The sequence below is a fragment of the Paraburkholderia fynbosensis genome (assembly GCF_902859935.1).
Lineage (GTDB): Bacteria > Pseudomonadota > Gammaproteobacteria > Burkholderiales > Burkholderiaceae > Paraburkholderia > Paraburkholderia fynbosensis.
Genome location: NZ_CADIKI010000010.1, coordinates 39,890 through 54,199 on the forward strand (window position 1 = coordinate 39,890; position 14,310 = coordinate 54,199).

Below are 14,310 nucleotides of genomic sequence, written 5' to 3' on the forward strand. Positions count from 1 at the left end.
CGTTCGGATTCATTCGGCGTGCGCAAAACGCGCAATTTTACTGCGTGGGGTGGATCGGGTCAAACCGACCGTGTCAAGCGCCCTGCCCCCAAGCCAGTACGATCTTGCCGACGTGCGTGCTGCTTTCCATCAGCGCATGCGCGTCAGCCGCCTGCGCGGCCGGAAATACGCGGTGCACGACAGGCTTGATACGGCCCGCTTCGAGATGCGGCCACACCTGTTCTTTCAGTCGCGCGGCGATCTTCGCCTTGAATTCGATCGGCCGTGGACGCAGCGTCGAGCCGGTCACGGTCAAACGGCGGCGCAGCACCTCGTTCAGATTCAGCTCCGCCTTCGCGCCGCCCAACAAAGCGATCACGACGATGCGACCACCGTCGGCGAGCGCCGCGAGCTCGCGCGGCACGTAGCTGCCCGCCACCATGTCGAGCACCACGTCGACGCCACGATCGTTGGTCAGCGACTTGATCACTTCGACGAAGTCTTCGGTCTTGTAGTTGATCGCCCGCTCGGCGCCCAGCGCCTCACATGCACGGCACTTTTCATCCGACCCGGCGGTGGCGAACACGCGAAAACCGAGCGCATGCGCAATCTGGATCGCCGTCACGCCGATGCCGCTCGAGCCGCCCTGCACCAGCAGCGTTTCGTTCGGCGCGCCCTCGCCTTTGCCGAGTTGCGCGCGATCGAACACGTTGCTCCACACCGTGAAGAAAGTCTCCGGCAGCGAAGCCGCTTCCACGTCCGACAAACCCGCCGGCACCGGCAAGCACTGCAACAGCGGCGCGACCGCATATTCCGCGTACCCGCCGCCCGCCAGCAAGGCACACACACGGTCGCCGATTTTCAAACCAAACGGGTTGCTCTTTTCGTCGATCGCACCGCCGACGATCTCACCCGCCACCTCCAGCCCCGGCAGGTCCGACGCACCGGGCGGCGGCGCATAGCCGCCCTTGCGCTGGAACACATCCGGACGGTTGATGCCGGATGCCGCCACCTTGATCAGCACCTCACCCGCTTTCGGCTGCGGCGTGGGTCGTTCCGCCAGCTTGAGGACGTCCGGCGCACCGAATTCGGTGATTTCGATCGCTTTCATCTGCGTCTACTCCAAGATTGGATTGCGTTGCATACCCGTTGCTCAGCGCGACGGACGCCATTCGTCCGACCTGCGGCAAAGCGCCCGACGCAAACAGAGTACCCGCTTGTCGCCACTTGCACTCATCTGCAACGCAATCCACCCTGCATGAAAAACGGCCGGCGCGCATGCGCGCTGCCGGCCGTTGCTCCGCTACCGCATTACTGCGGCGTCGGCTCGCCTTGCGGCGCGCCGTTCGCGGCGTCGTTCAGCAATGCCTTGGCCGACAAACGCACGCGGCCCTTCTCGTCCGTCTGGATGACCTTGACCTTGACCTGCTGGCCGTCCTTCAGATAGTCGTTGATGTCTTTGATGCGCTCGTTGGCGATTTCAGAGATATGCAGCAGACCGTCCTTGCCCGGCAGGATGTTGACGATCGCGCCGAAATCGAGCAGCTTGAGCACGGTGCCTTCGTACACCTGGCCCACTTCGACTTCCAGCGTGATGTTCTCGATACGCTTCTTCGCTTCGGCCATCCCTTCGCTGCTCGTGCTCGCGATGGTGACGACGCCGTCGTCTGAAATATCGATCGTCGTGCCGGTTTCTTCGGTCAGCGCGCGGATCACCGAACCACCCTTGCCGATCACGTCGCGGATCTTTTCCGGGTTGATCTTGATGGTGATCATGCGCGGTGCGAACTCCGACAACTGCGTGTTCGCGCCCGACACCGCCGAGGTCATCTTGCCGAGGATGTGCATACGGCCTTCCTTCGCTTGCGCGAGCGCGACCTGCATGATTTCCTTCGTGATGCCCTGGATCTTGATGTCCATCTGCAGCGCGGTCACGCCTTGCTCGGTACCCGCCACCTTGAAGTCCATGTCGCCGAGGTGATCTTCGTCGCCGAGGATGTCGGTCAGCACGGCAAAACGGTTGCCTTCGAGGATCAGGCCCATCGCGATGCCGGCGACGTGCGCCTTCATCGGCACGCCGGCGTCCATCAGCGCGAGGCAGCCGCCGCACACCGAAGCCATCGACGACGAACCGTTCGACTCCGTGATTTCCGACACGACGCGGATCGAGTAGCCGAATTCGTCGGCGCTCGGCAGGCACGCAGCCAGCGCCCGCTTGGCCAGACGGCCGTGACCGATTTCACGGCGCTTCGGCGAACCGACGCGGCCCGTTTCGCCGGTCGCGAACGGAGGCATGTTGTAGTGGAGCATGAAGCGTTCGCGGTACTCGCCTTCGAGCGCGTCGATGTTCTGCTCGTCGCCCTTCGTGCCGAGTGTGGCAACCACCAGCGCTTGCGTTTCGCCGCGCGTGAACAGTGCCGAGCCGTGCGTACGCGGCAGCACGCCGGTACGGATTTCGATCGGGCGCACGGTGCGCGTGTCACGGCCGTCGATACGCGGCTCGCCGTTCAGGATCTGCGTGCGGACGATCTTCGCTTCGATGTCGAACAGCACGTTGCCGACGGTAGCCTTGTCGGCTGCCGGCGTACCGCTTGCCGCTGCGTCTTCTTCGAGCTTCGCCGACGTCGCTGCGTAGACCTCCTTCAGCCTGGCCGAACGCGCCTGCTTGTCGCGGATCTGGTAAGCGGCGAGCAGGTCGGCTTGCGCCAGTTCCGTCACGCGTGCGATCAGCGGCTCGTTCTTCGCCGCCGGTTGCCAATCCCATTCCGGCTTGCCGCCTTCGCGGACCAGATCGTGGATCGCGTCGATCGCGATCTGCATCTGCTCATGGCCGAACACCACGCCGCCGAGCATCACTTCTTCGCTCAGTTGCTGGGCTTCCGATTCCACCATCAGCACCGCGCGCTCCGTACCGGCGACGATCAGGTCGAGCGCCGATTCCTTCATTTGCGAACGCGTCGGGTTCAACACGTATTCGTTGTTGATGTAGGCCACGCGCGCTGCGCCGACCGGGCCATTGAACGGCAGACCGGACACGGCGAGCGCCGCTGACGCGCCGATCAGCGCCGGGATGTCGGCGGGGATTTCCGGGTTCAGCGACAGCACGTGGATCACGACCTGGACTTCGTTGTAGAAGCCTTCCGGGAACAGCGGGCGCAGCGGACGATCGATCAGGCGCGAGGTCAGCGTTTCGCCTTCCGACGGACGGCCTTCGCGGCGGAAGAAGCCACCCGGGATCTTACCGGCGGCGTAGGTCTTTTCGAGGTAGTCGACGGTCAGCGGGAAGAAGTCCTGGCCCGGCTTGGCCGTCTTGGCGCCGACCACGGTTGCCAGCACGACGGTGTCTTCGACGTCGACGATCACCGCACCGCTCGCCTGGCGAGCGATTTCGCCGGTTTCGAGGCGAACGTTATGTTGTCCCCACTTGAACTCTTTGACGATCTTATTGAACATAGTCATTGCTTTCCTCATCGTAATGCCGCGCGGACCAGAAGCGGCGCGGCAACGCCAGACCGGCGCCACATGGGAAGAGTAGTGTTATGCCATTCCAGAGAACCACGCGCTGCGTCGGGTACATGCGTGGACCGCTGGAATGACACAAAGCTCTGCCCTGGGGCCCGGCCGTGTTTCTTTTTTGCTGCTTGCTCTACTGCTTTGATTACTGTCTGGGTTACTGCAAATACTGCTCTTGCCTGCCCCCGCTGCATGAACCGGCACGCCACTGCGGACGACAGGCGATGCGCACCACGTGAAGCGCATCGTGCAAAAACAAAATGCCTGTATCAGCGAAACTGACACAGGCATCTTGCTGAACGACTGGCCGATTACTTACGCAGACCCAGCTTCTCGATCAGGCTGCGGTAACGATCCGCGTCCTTGCTCTTCAGGTAGTCGAGCAGCTTACGACGGCGGCTGACCATGCGCAGCAGACCGCGGCGGCTGTGGTGATCTTTCGCGTGTGCCTTGAAGTGAACGGTCAGTTCGTTGATGCGGGTCGTGAGCAGCGCGACCTGAACTTCGGGGGAGCCGGTGTCGTTAGCTGCGCGTGCGAATTGCGCAACGACTTCGGACTTCTTGCTTGTTTCAACTGCGGACATGTCTATTTCCTTGAGAACTGGACAGGCGGTCACGGAAGAAAGGCCGTGCCGTGGATTACCCCGCATGCATGACAGAATCACAACCCTGCCTCATAACGGGACGCGTATTGTAGCACAGGCCGATCCGGCCGCGAACCCGGCCGAGCCGGGGCGAATGGTACCCACCCGCGTACGCGCGACGCCCTCGCACGCCCGCCGGCGTCACGGTCGCCGCATCTTGCAAACGGTCGGCGCGACGGTGCGCTCGGGCGGCAACGCCAACACGGTGCGGAAGCCTTAGCCGGAGCCTTCGTTGTCGAAGCGCACGCCCGGCGTGCCGGCTTTGTCCATCTCCATCACATACAGGGGCTGAATCAGCTGATGGTCGTCGGCGCGCATCCACGATGCGTGAAAGCCGTTGTCGAAGCGCAGCCCCTCCAGCGCGCGGGCAACGGCTGTGGGATCGGCGCTGCCGGCCCGCTTCATCGCCGCGGCAAGGGTTTCGATCATCAAGGGCATGCGCAGCACCGGGTAGTCGTCCTGCGCGGCGGAGAAACGGGTCCGGAACGCGGCGTACCACGCGTCGGAAGCGGCGCCGCCCGCATTCGGGTGCCAGTCGGCGACCGCAATCACGTGACCGACGCCGGCGTCGCCCAGCGCCGCTGGCGCCCCGAGGCTGTTGCCGTAGAAAGTGTAGAACTTCGTGTCCAGCCCCTGCTCACGCGCCGCCTTGACGAGCAGCGTCAGGTCGTTGCCCCAGTTACCGGTGATCACCGCGTCGGCGCCGCTCGCGCGGATTTTGGCAATGTAGGGCGCGAAATCCTTGACTCGGCCGATCGGATGAAATTCGTCGCCGACCACCACGATATCCGGGCGCTTCGCCGCCAGTGTCGAGCGCGCGAGGCTGCTGACGTCATGGCCGAAGCTGTAATCCTGATTCAGCAGATACACCTTCTTCACCGCCTTGTCGCGCTGGATCACGTCGGCCAGCGCGTCCATGCGCATGCCTGCGTGCGCGTCGAAGCGGAAATGCCAGAAGCTGCAATTGGCGTTGGTGAGCGCGGGGTCGTCGGCGGAATAGTTGAGGAACAGCGCGCGGTTGCCCGGCTCGCGGCTGTTCTGCTTGTCGATTGCGCCGATCAGCGCGGCGGCGACCGCCGAACTGTTGCCCTGCATGACGTAGCCGATATGGCGGTCGGCGGCCGCGCGCAGTTGCGTGAGCGCATCTTCGGCGCTGCCCTTGCTGTCGAGTACGACCAGTTCGAACGGGTGAGCGCCGTCGGCGAGCTTCACGCCGCCCTGCGCATTCACCTGCTCGACGCCGAAGCGCAGATTGCGCTCGACCGCTGCGCCCGCATTCGCGAACGGCCCCGACATGCCTTCGATCAGCGCGAGCCGGATCGGCGCACCGGCCGGCTTCGTCGCCGCGTTCGCGGTCGAATTGGCGCCCGGGTTCGCCGCCGTCTGGGCCGCCGCATAAGCCGCCGCGGCCATCGAAATCGCCGCCAGCGCCGTCAGCGCCGCTGCCGCCCGCCGTTGCCACATCGCCATCGTCATCGCCCCGCCTGAATCGTCGAAGCGCGGATCATAGGACGTACTGGACGGAATAAGCAAGCCGGCACAGCCGTTATCGCACCAGGCGCACGGCGTGCGCGCGAAGCGCAGATCCTTTGCCACAGCGCGTGTCAAAATGATGCGTCTCGATGATAAAAACCGCTACTCAAACACCATCGGAGGAATCCATGTTGAACCGTCATCACGCCACAGCGGCCTCGAGCGCAGCGCCGGCCGCCGGACGTCTGCGCCGCGCGGCGCTCGTCTGCCTGAGCGCGTTGACGCTCGCCGGCTGCGCGCAGCCCTGGCAGCAGTATCAACCGGGAGCCGACGAATCGACCATCGTCGCGCGCCTCGGCCCGCCGCGCGAAGTCTACGACCTGCCGAACGGCGCCAGACGCCTGATGTGGCCAACCCAGCCGATGGGCGAAACGACCACCGCCGCCGACATCGACGCGGCCGGCAAGATCGTCAACGTGCGCCAGGTGCTGCAACCCAACGAGTTCTACCGGGCCGAAATCGGCAAATGGACCAAGAGCGACGTGCTGGTGAATTTCGGCCGCCCGGTCGAAACCGCGTATTTCCCGTTGATGAAGCGCGAAGTCTGGACGTATCGCTACCTCGAAGACAACGTCTGGTACATGATGTACAGCTTCTATTTTGACGAACAGGGCATCGTGCGGCTCACGCAGAAAACGCCTGACCCGTTGCACGATCCGGGGCGCCGCAACATGTTCTGAGCGCTTGCCCGAACGCTATGCGCGGGCATCCACGAAGCCGCCTTCCTCGAGGCGGCTTTTTTTTATTTATTTATTGCGCATACCCGCGAATTTTGTTCGGGCACAGCTGATTTATTTTTTGATAGAAAGGCATTCGTAAGCATTAATTCGGCGCCGGCTCCCTGAAGAGCAGCAGGGCACAGCCCCGTGATCCGGCACCGAAAGGGTGCTCTCTCACTTACGGAGCCGCTATCGATGAACCGTCCCAAACGTCTGCTGGTCGCCAACGTTGCATGGGCGCATGAAACCGCCGCGCGCAACCCCGGTTTTTTTCGTGACCTGGTGCGTGGCCAGAACCCTCATGTGCTGTGGATCGGCTGTTCGGACAGCCGCGTGCCCGCCGAAACCATCACGCAATGCGAGCCCGGTGATCTGTTCGTCCACCGCAACATCGCCAACCTCTTTCATCCGGGCGACGACAACTCCGCGAGCGTCCTCGAATACGCGGTGCGGGTGCTGAAGGTCGGCCATGTGATCGTCTGCGGCCACTACGGCTGCGGCGGCGTGCGCGCCGCGCTGCTGCCACCGGACCCGGGGCTACCGCACGTGAATCGCCGGATCGCGCCGCTCTGCGCGCTCGCGAAAACGCTTCGCGAGGAACTGCATGGCCACGCGAGCGAACGTGAGCGTGTCGATCGCCTCGCCGAACTGAACGTGCTCGAACAGGTACGCCGGCTGCGCGCGAGTCCAATCGTGCTGGAAGCCGATCCGGCGCCGCTCGTCCACGGCTGGATCTTCGCGCTCGACGATGGGCGCATCAAGGTCCTGACGTCCGGCTATGAAGCCGACGACGCGACGACCTGCACGACCGCCGCCCATAGCGCCGCCTAGCGCACAGCGCCGTGCGCCGCGTCGTTCGAACCGCCGCTGGAACCGAAGCCGGTCCAGCCCTTTCCAGCCATCTGCCGCCATCCCTTACCGCACCGACACCATGAACCTTCAGGCTTTTTTCTCCACGTTTCAGCGCGATCTGCTAGCGGGCACGGTCGTTTTTCTGGTGGCGTTGCCGCTCTGTCTGGGCATCGCCAATGCCTCGGGTGTCGAACCGTTCGCCGGGCTGGTATCGGGCATCGTCGGCGGGCTGGTGGTGGCCGTGCTGAGCGGCTCGCGCCTGAGCGTGAGCGGACCGGCGGCGGGTCTCGTCGTGATCGTCGTCGACGGTATCGCGCAACTTGGCAGCTTTTCCGCCTTCCTGCTGGCCGTGCTGCTGTCCGGCGCGATCCAGTTCGGCTTCGGCATGCTCAAGGCCGGCCGGTTCGCCGCCTATGTGCCGTCGCCGGTCATCAAGGGCATGCTCGCGGCCATCGGCGTGCTGTTGATCGTCAAGCAATTTCCCCTCGCGCTTGGGTGGGTCGGCGCTCACGCGTCGTCCAGAGCGCAAGCCGCGGCTCAGGCGGGCGGCTCGGTCGCGACAGGGTTCGGCTCGATCTCGCTGACGGCCGGCTTGATCACGTTGCTGTCGCTCGCGATCCTGGTCGGCTGGGAAACCCGCGCGCTGCGTCGCTTCGCGCTGGTGCGCCTCGTGCCGGCGCCGCTCGCGGTGGTGCTGCTGGGAATTGGCGCGACGTTGCTGCTGAGTCTGCTGGCGCCGTCGCTCACGCCGCCTGCCGAACATCGGGTCGCGCTGCCTTCATTGGAATCGTTCGCGGCGCTGCGGCTCGCGCTCGAATGGGCCGACTTCGGGCCGCACTTCGCACAACTCGTCAATCCCGATGTCTGGCGGGTCGCCATCACGCTCGCGATCGTCGCGAGTCTTGAAACGCTGTTGAGCCTGGAAGCGATCGAGCAGATCGATCCCGAACGACGCGCCGCGCCGCCGGATCGCGAGTTGAAGGCACAAGGCGTGGGCAATCTGATCGCGGGCGCGATCGGCGGCCTGCCGATCACGTCGGTGATCGTGCGCAGCTCCGCCAACGTGCACGCGGGTGCGCAGAGCCGGCTGTCGGCGATCATTCACGGCGTCCTGCTGCTGGTCAGCGTGTTTGCGCTGACCAGCGTGATTAATCTGATTCCGCTCGCCTGCCTTGCGGCGATCCTGATCTTCACGGGGCTGAAGCTCGCCAAGCCGTCGTTGTTCGTCGCTATCGCAAGGCAGGGGTTTGCGCCGTTCGCACCGTTCATCGTCACGCTGCTCGGCGTGCTTGCGACCGACCTGCTGATCGGCATCGTGCTCGGCATTCTGTGCAGCGTGCTGCTCGCGCTGTATGCGAACCTGCGCAGTCCGATCGTGCTCGCGCAACATGGCGATCACTATCTGCTGTCGTTCCGCAAGGATGTGTCGTTTCTCGGCAAGGTGCCGCTCAAGCATTACCTGCGGCAGATTCCCGACGGCGCCACCGTGATCGTCGACGCGACGCGCGCCGATTTCGTCGACCACGATGTGCGCGAGTTGCTCGACGCGTTCGTCGTCGATGCGCCGCGCCGCGGGATCGCCGTCGACGTGCGGCACCAGGTTCAGGCGCAGGCTCGCGCGGCACGCGGCTGGTCGATGCGGCGCACGGCGGCGCAATAGTTCGCAGGACATCCAGATACGCGCAAAACGCCGCGCTGATGGCGTCATGGCATGCGCACAGCAATCCAGGCGCACCAAAACAAAAGCCCCGCGCCTGCAACGGCACGGGGCTTTGCTTCGGCATAGACGGTCACGCCATCAGCGCGCCGCGCTCGCGTCACTCCGAGCGCTGCGGATTCAACTTGTCGACATTCGAATACAGCTTGTTGAGCGCCGAGATATAAGCCTTCGCGGAAGCCGCGACGATATCCGGATCGGTGCCCACGCCATTGACGATGCGCCCGCTCTTCGACAGGCGCACGGTCACCTCACCCTGTGCCTGAGTGCCGGTCGTGATCGCGTTGACCGAGTACAGCAGCAGTTCCGAGCCGCTGCCCACTTCCGTTTCGATCGCGTTGAGCGTGGCATCGACCGGGCCGTTGCCCCGCGCCTCGCCGGTGATCTCCTTGCCTTCCACCGAGAACACGACCTTCGCGTGCGGCTGCTCGCCGGTTTCCGAATGCTGCGACAGCGCCACGAACTTGTAGTGCTCCTTCTGCTGCGCTTCGGCCGATTCTTCAGTGACGATCGCGATGATGTCCTCGTCGAAGATTTCGGCCTTGCGGTCGGCCAGTTCCTTGAAGCGCGCGAACGCGGTGTTCAACTCCGCTTCGCTGTCGAGCGCGATGCCGAGTTCCTGCAAGCGCTGCTTGAACGCATTGCGGCCCGACAGCTTGCCGAGCACGATCTTGTTCGCGCTCCAGCCCACGTCTTCGGCGCGCATGATTTCGTAGGTGTCGCGCGCTTTCAGCACGCCGTCCTGATGAATGCCGGACGCGTGCGCGAACGCGTTCGCGCCGACCACCGCCTTGTTCGGCTGCACGACGAAACCGGTGATCTGCGACACCAGCTTTGAGGCCGGCACGATCTGCGTCGTGTCGAGGCCGAGTTCGAGGCCGAAATAATCCTTGCGGGTCTTCACCGCCATCACGATTTCTTCGAGCGACGTATTGCCTGCGCGCTCGCCGAGACCGTTGATCGTGCACTCGACCTGGCGCGCACCGCCGATCTGTACACCCGCCAGCGAATTCGCCACCGCCATGCCGAGGTCGTTATGGCAATGCACCGAAAACACCGCCTTGTGCGAGTTCGGAATGCGCTCGCGCAGCGTCTTCACGAGTTGACCATACAGCTCCGGCACGCCGTAGCCGACCGTGTCCGCGATGTTGATCGTGGTCGCGCCTTCGGCGATCACCGCTTCGAGCACGCGGCACAGGAAGTCCATGTCCGAACGGCTGCCGTCTTCCGGCGAGAACTCGACGTCGTCCGTGAATTTGCGCGCAAAACGCACCGCCAGCTTCGCTTGCTCGAACACCTGGTCGGGCGTCATGCGCAGCTTCTTTTCCATGTGCAGCGGCGACGTCGCGATGAACGTATGGATGCGGAAATGATCGGCCGGCTTGAGGGCGTCGGCAGCGCGCTGGATGTCCTTGTCGTTCGCACGGGCGAGCGAGCAGATCGTGCTGTCCTTGATCAGCCCCGCGATCGTCTGGATCGAATCGAAGTCGCCGTTCGAACTTGCCGCGAAGCCGGCTTCGATCACGTCCACTTTCATCCGTTCGAGCTGCTTGGCGATGCGGATTTTCTCTTCCTTCGTCATCGACGCGCCGGGCGATTGCTCGCCGTCACGCAACGTCGTGTCGAAAATGATCAGTTTGTCGGACATGTCGGGGCTCCTCAGGAGTCGTTCAGATGGGGGATTGGATAGTGGAGTTCGGGTGTTTTGCGTGCGCTGGCGACGCTCGGCCGCTGACGCGGCACACGGAGGGCGAAATGATTGTCGACGATCAGTGCGGCAGCGGCGCCGGCACTCGCACGTGGGGACGGTATGCCGGCTTGCCGAGGCTCGCATTGCGACTCAAATGCGAGCCTGAACGCACGTTATCCGACGACTATAGCGGCATTCCCGCCGCCACGCAATTGGCGTCGGACCTGCCTTGGAAGCGTCGCCAGACAGGCCTGGCAAAACAAAAAAACGGCACCCAGAAGGATGCCGTTTTTGCATGTCGTGGCCAGGTGGACAGCCGCAGGCCGTTACCTGTCGTGCGCCACCGAGCGGGCTGGATTCGCCCTGCCGCGCAACGCCTGGTAGCCCCAGAACACATACCCGGACAAACCATACAGCACGAACAGGCCGAACAGCATCAGCGGCGGATCGGACGACACCAGCACGAACGCGACCACGACCAGCAGGATCACGCCGAACGGCACGCGATGCCGCACGTCGAGTGCCTTGCCGCTATAGAACGGCGCATTTGACACCATCGTCACGCCGGCGTAGATGGTCAGCACGAACGCGACCCACGGCAGCCAGACCAACTTCAGCGGCACGCGGTTGTCGGTGGCGAGCCACACGAAACCGGCGATCAGCGCCGCCGCAGCCGGGCTCGGCATGCCCTGAAAGAAACGCTTGTCGACCACGCCGATGTTCGTATTGAAGCGCGCAAGCCGCAACGCCGCGCCCGAACAGTAGACAAACGCCGCAAGCCAGCCCCAGCGGCCGAGGTCCTTCAGAATCCACTCGTACATGACGAGCGCGGGCGCGACACCGAACGACACCATGTCCGACAGGCTGTCGAACTGCTCGCCGAATGCGCTTTGCGTATGCGTCATACGTGCGACGCGACCGTCCATGCCGTCGAGCACCATCGCCACGAAGATCGCGATGGCCGCGATTTCGAAGCGCACGTTCATTGCCTGCACCACGGCAAAGAAGCCGCAGAACAGCGCCGCCGTCGTGAACGCGTTCGGCAACAGATAAATGCCGCGCTTTCTCAGGAACTGCTGACGCTGCGCGCGCCGGCTCTCGACGGCCGGCGACTCCGCCACCATCGGCTTGTTGCGGCGGAACGGACGCGGTAGCGGTCCGCCGCTATTACGGGGTCGACGCGGTTTGAATGCGGCCATTCGAAAACCTCCTGTGTGCCGCTTTAGAGTTCAGCGAGGATCGTGGACGATGCGGACACCTTCTCGCCGATCGACACACGCGGACGGCTGCCCACCGGCAGATAAACGTCGACGCGCGAGCCGAACCGGATGAACCCGTAACGCTGGCCACGGGTAAGCGGCTCGCCTGCCCTGACGTAGCAAAGAATACGCCGCGCGATCAACCCGGCAATCTGCACCGATGTCACCGTCTGGCCGCCGGCCATTTCGATCACCACCGCATTGCGCTCGTTCTCAGTCGAGGCCTTGTCCACCGCGGCATTCAGATAGGCGCCCGGGAAGTATTCGACCTTGGAGATCGCGCCATCCACCGGCGAACGCTGCGAGTGGACGTTGAAGACGTTCATGAACACGCTGATCTTCAGCGCTTCACGATTCGCGTACGGATCGTGCGCGGTTTCGACTGCGACGATGCGGCCGTCGGCCGGGCACAGCACGGCGTTCGCCTGGGTGGGAATCGGGCGGGCCGGATCGCGGAAGAACTGCACTATGAAGATCAGGATCAGCCAGAACAGCCATGCAATCCCGAACCCCGCGAAGGCGTGAACCAGTAATGCAACGACAGCCGCGATGGCGATGAACGGCCAGCCTTCTCGCGCGATGATCGGATGAGGGTAATTCATGGATGGCTTCTGTATTTTTGTAAAACCGTAGGATAGCAAAAGCCGCCCAGGGTTCAGCACCCTTGGACGGCTTTTTGATTTGTCCGGCCGCTGCGGGACTGCATCAGCAGCACACCGCGCCGGACTCAAGCAGCAATTCGCTTAGTTCTTCGACTGGTCGACCAGCTTGTTCTTCGCGATCCACGGCATCATCGCGCGCAGCTTCGAACCGACCTGTTCGATCTGGTGCTCGGCCGTCAGACGGCGGCGCGATTGCAGCGTCGGTGCGCCTGCCTTGTTTTCGATGATGAAGCTCTTTGCGTACTCGCCCGTCTGGATGTCGGTCAGCACGGCCTTCATCGCCTTCTTCGTTTCAGCCGTCACAATACGCGGACCCGTCACGTACTCGCCGTATTCGGCGTTGTTCGAGATCGAGTAGTTCATGTTCGCGATGCCGCCTTCGTAGATCAGGTCGACGATCAGCTTCAGTTCGTGCAGGCACTCGAAGTACGCCATTTCCGGCGCGTAACCGGCTTCCACCAGGGTTTCGAAGCCGGCCTTGATCAGGTCGACCGTACCGCCGCACAGAACAGCCTGTTCGCCGAACAGGTCGGTTTCCGTTTCTTCGCGGAAGTTCGTTTCGATGATCCCGGCACGGCCGCCGCCGTTCGCCGCTGCGTACGACAGCGCGATGTCACGTGCTGCGCCCGACTTGTCTTGCGCGACAGCGATCAGGTGCGGCACGCCGCCACCTTGCGAGTAGGTGCCGCGAACCGTGTGGCCCGGCGCCTTCGGCGCGATCATGATCACGTCGAGATCGGCACGCGGAATCACTTGACCGTAATGCACGTTAAAGCCGTGCGCGAATGCCAGCGCTGCGCCTTGTTTGGCGTTGGCGTGCACTTCCTTCGCATAGACTTCGGCGATCTGCTCGTCCGGCAGCAGCATCATGACGACGTCCGCACCCTTGACGGCTTCCGCCACTTCCTTGACTTGCAGGCCGGCGTTCTCAGCCTTGCTCCACGATGCGCCGCCCTTGCGCAGACCGACCGTGATGTTCACGCCGCTTTCCTTCAGGTTCAGCGCGTGCGCATGGCCTTGCGAGCCATAGCCGATGATGGTGACTTGCTTGCCCTTGATCAGGGAGAGGTCGGCGTCCTTGTCGTAGAAAACTTTCATGTCGGTTCCTTGGCTAAATTCGATGAATCAGTGAAATGCAAATACTGCGAATAGTGTGTTGCTGGCCGGGTTCGTCATGCACTGCCCGAGCTCGATCGAAACGTTTGGTCACGGCGCCCCAGGCACGACACCCGGGCGCCGCGCGTCAGACCTTCAGAATGCGCTCGCCGCGCCCGATGCCCGAGCTGCCCGTACGGACCGTCTCGAGAATCGCCGTGGAATCGAGCCCTTCGATGAAAGCGTCGAGCTTGTCGCTCGCACCCGTCAGTTCGATCGTGTAGGTCTTTTCAGTGACGTCGATGATGCGGCCGCGGAAAATATCCGACATCCGCTTCATTTCCTCACGTTCCTTGCCGACCGCCCGCACCTTGATCAACATCAGCTCACGCTCGATGTGGGCGCCCTCGGTAAGGTCGACCACTTTCACCACCTCGATCAGGCGGTTCAGATGCTTCGTGATCTGTTCGATCACGTCGTCCGAGCCAATTGAGACGATGGTCATGCGCGACAGCGAACGGTCTTCGGTCGGAGCCACCGTCAAGGTTTCAATGTTGTAGCCGCGTGCCGAGAACAGACCCACCACGCGTGACAACGCGCCCGGTTCGTTTTCCAGCAGGACGGAAATGATGTGTCTCATGATTCGC

The 14,310-nt window shown here is 63.4% G+C and carries 11 protein-coding genes and 1 pseudogene; 3 read left to right on the top strand and 9 right to left on the bottom strand.

Annotation, left to right across the window (positions count from 1 at the left end):
* Positions 1-73: 73 nt before the first annotated feature.
* From HV770_RS17885 to HV770_RS17900, 4 genes and pseudogenes are all read right to left on the bottom strand, one after another.
* Positions 74-1,090 (bottom strand): NAD(P)H-quinone oxidoreductase, encoded by a 1,017-nt coding sequence (locus HV770_RS17885; RefSeq protein ID WP_175161671.1) that lies wholly within the window; start codon positions 1,088-1,090, stop codon positions 74-76.
* Positions 1,091-1,290: 200 nt separating this feature from the next.
* The gene (pnp, locus tag HV770_RS17890; RefSeq protein WP_175161672.1) at positions 1,291-3,438 is read right to left on the bottom strand and encodes a polyribonucleotide nucleotidyltransferase; all 2,148 of its coding nucleotides are present in this window, start codon (positions 3,436-3,438) and stop codon (positions 1,291-1,293) included.
* Between the two features lie 365 nt (positions 3,439-3,803).
* Complete coding sequence (rpsO, locus tag HV770_RS17895; protein WP_121317057.1) at positions 3,804-4,076, bottom strand: 30S ribosomal protein S15; 273 nt, start codon at positions 4,074-4,076, stop codon at positions 3,804-3,806.
* Between the two features lie 201 nt (positions 4,077-4,277).
* A pseudogene (locus tag HV770_RS17900) lies at positions 4,278-5,606 on the bottom strand (branched-chain amino acid ABC transporter substrate-binding protein).
* 191 nt (positions 5,607-5,797) lie between these two features.
* On the opposite strand from HV770_RS17900, the gene HV770_RS17905 reads away from it, so the two are divergent.
* From HV770_RS17905 to HV770_RS17915, 3 genes are all read left to right on the top strand, one after another.
* Positions 5,798-6,349: a hypothetical protein gene (locus tag HV770_RS17905; protein WP_175161673.1), complete on the top strand. Its 552-nt coding sequence runs from the start codon at positions 5,798-5,800 to the stop codon at positions 6,347-6,349.
* Between the two features lie 234 nt (positions 6,350-6,583).
* Complete coding sequence (locus HV770_RS17910; RefSeq protein WP_175161674.1) at positions 6,584-7,219, top strand: carbonic anhydrase; 636 nt, start codon at positions 6,584-6,586, stop codon at positions 7,217-7,219.
* Between the two features lie 100 nt (positions 7,220-7,319).
* Positions 7,320-8,900 carry a SulP family inorganic anion transporter gene (locus tag HV770_RS17915; RefSeq protein ID WP_175161675.1) on the top strand — a complete coding sequence of 527 codons (1,581 nt, stop codon included), beginning with the start codon at positions 7,320-7,322 and terminating at the stop codon, positions 8,898-8,900.
* Between the two features lie 157 nt (positions 8,901-9,057).
* Here the strand turns inward: HV770_RS17915 and HV770_RS17920 are convergent, their stop codons facing one another.
* The 5 genes from HV770_RS17920 to ilvN all read right to left on the bottom strand — a co-directional run bounded on the left by HV770_RS17920 (position 9,058) and on the right by ilvN (position 14,303).
* Positions 9,058-10,605 (bottom strand): 2-isopropylmalate synthase, encoded by a 1,548-nt coding sequence (locus HV770_RS17920; RefSeq protein ID WP_175161676.1) that lies wholly within the window; start codon positions 10,603-10,605, stop codon positions 9,058-9,060.
* A gap of 368 nt (positions 10,606-10,973) precedes the next feature.
* A complete protein-coding gene (gene pssA / locus HV770_RS17925; protein ID WP_121317047.1) occupies positions 10,974-11,846 on the bottom strand; it encodes a CDP-diacylglycerol--serine O-phosphatidyltransferase in 873 nt (290 codons plus the stop codon).
* 23 nt (positions 11,847-11,869) lie between these two features.
* Complete coding sequence (locus tag HV770_RS17930; RefSeq protein WP_042327503.1) at positions 11,870-12,508, bottom strand: phosphatidylserine decarboxylase; 639 nt, start codon at positions 12,506-12,508, stop codon at positions 11,870-11,872.
* Between the two features lie 141 nt (positions 12,509-12,649).
* The gene (gene ilvC, locus HV770_RS17935; protein ID WP_006048219.1) at positions 12,650-13,666 is read right to left on the bottom strand and encodes a ketol-acid reductoisomerase; all 1,017 of its coding nucleotides are present in this window, start codon (positions 13,664-13,666) and stop codon (positions 12,650-12,652) included.
* Between the two features lie 145 nt (positions 13,667-13,811).
* Complete coding sequence (ilvN, locus tag HV770_RS17940; RefSeq protein WP_025602412.1) at positions 13,812-14,303, bottom strand: acetolactate synthase small subunit; 492 nt, start codon at positions 14,301-14,303, stop codon at positions 13,812-13,814.
* Positions 14,304-14,310: the final 7 nt, after the last annotated feature.